This window comes from Nocardia amamiensis (genome assembly GCF_015477605.1).
Taxonomy (GTDB): domain Bacteria; phylum Actinomycetota; class Actinomycetes; order Mycobacteriales; family Mycobacteriaceae; genus Nocardia; species Nocardia amamiensis_A.
Map to the genome: position 1 here is coordinate 1 of NZ_JADLQX010000254.1, position 359 is coordinate 359.

General features: G+C 71.6%; 1 protein-coding gene. It reads right to left on the reverse strand.

What is annotated here, in order from left to right:
• Window positions 1-359 (reverse strand): condensation domain-containing protein (locus IU459_RS37715; protein ID WP_195134332.1); only part of this gene is annotated, 359 nt, incomplete at both ends.

Here is a 359-nt window from a genome sequence, read left to right on the forward strand (position 1 = left end):
CAGCCGCGCGGTGGCCGCCTCGTCCAGGTCGAAGAAGTACTCACCGGACAGCGAGGTGATCTCGCGACCGGCGTCCGGGCGGGCCAGCAGGGTCGGCTCGCCCACACCGCGCAGCGCGTCCGCCCACACGCCCAGCGACGCCGCGTGATCCTGCTGCCGAGTCCATTCCAGGAAGTGGCGGTAGGACCGGGCAGCGGGCAGCGCGGAGCTGTCCGCGTGCGCGGCGTAGAGCACCAGCAGGTCGCGCATGAGCAGCGGCATGGACCAGCCGTCGAGCAGGATGTGGTGGTTGGACACCACGAACTGCCAGCGGTCGGCCGCGACCTGGATCAGCGTGAAGCGGATCAGCGGCGGAGCGG